Below are 1055 nucleotides of genomic sequence, written 5' to 3'. Positions count from 1 at the left end.
CGGAGCGGGCCTCGATGCGTCGGCGCCGGCGCGATCGAGCGCCCTCGGCGAGGGCGTCTGCGCACGCGATGCGACGGCGACCTCCGGCGGCCGCGGCCCACGACGATCGCTGAGGTCGCCGGCGGTGGGCACGAAGGCGTCCCGGTGCGGCAGGACGGCGTCGAAGGCGGGTTCCTGTGTCGCGGCCTGCACAGACGAGGGCCGGAGCGGCCGGAGGATCGTATCGTCGACGACCTCGGGCTCGGTGGGCGAAGTGATCGCGCTCTGGGTGACGCTGTCGCCTTCCGGCGCCGGGGAGCGGCGAGGCCCGACGGCGCTCCCACCGCCCGGGCCGCCCCGCCGCACCGACAGGGCGGTCGTTTCGTCGACCGGCTCGGGACGCCGTACCGACGGCTCGGTCCCGTCGTCGACCGGCTCGGACCGGCGGGCGGAGATCGCCGTCGCGTCGTCGAGCTCGTACTCGGACGCGATCGGCTGGTACGTCGCGCGACGCCGCAGAAGCGGCTCGGGCGAGCGGGAGTCGCCTGTCTCGGTCACTCTTCGCTCCGTACGAGGCGGATCTCGGCATCCCCCATCAGGAAGCGGTCGCCGGCCTCGACCTCCTCGCCCGGCGTCGCCTCGACCTCGGTGCCCATGAGCGTCGCGAACAGCACGCCGTTGGTCGAGTCGAGGTCCGTCACGTACCATCGGTCGCCGCGCAGCTGCAGGCGCGCGTGCGTCTTCGAGACGGTCCCGTCCTGGACGGAGACGAGCTGTGCCGCAGGGTACTCGGGGTCGCGCGCCGGACGGCGCCCGAGGATGACGACGTCCGAGACCAGGGCGATCGGGTCACCGGTCGGCGGCACGAGTGACCAGTCCGTGCGCTTGCGGCGGGCGATGATCGTATGGTCGAGGACCTCGTCCTCGTCGGGGATCTCGGACTTCGCGTGGAACGCCGACACCGACGAGCGGGCGGCGCGCGGGGAACCGGCATCCGGCGCGCCCGCAACGGCCGAGACGGGACCGGAGCTCTCGGGGAACGCGTCGGCGTCGTCCATCGGCGAGCGCGCCGGCAC

General features: G+C 74.1%; 2 protein-coding genes. Both read right to left on the bottom strand.

What is annotated here, in order from left to right; genetic code table 11:
• On the bottom strand, nucleotides 1-537 hold a 537-nt coding region (locus tag EIO58_RS18475; RefSeq protein WP_446723961.1), incomplete at its 3' end, for a hypothetical protein.
• A partial coding sequence (locus EIO58_RS18470) for an FHA domain-containing protein (protein ID WP_164861892.1) occupies nucleotides 534-1055 on the bottom strand: 522 nt, incomplete at its 5' end. The genes EIO58_RS18475 and EIO58_RS18470, both read right to left, overlap by 4 nt.

This window comes from Microbacterium sp. CPCC 204701, assembly GCF_004010105.1.
Lineage (GTDB): Bacteria > Actinomycetota > Actinomycetes > Actinomycetales > Microbacteriaceae > Microbacterium.
This window is presented reverse-complemented; position numbering and strand designations above follow the sequence as displayed.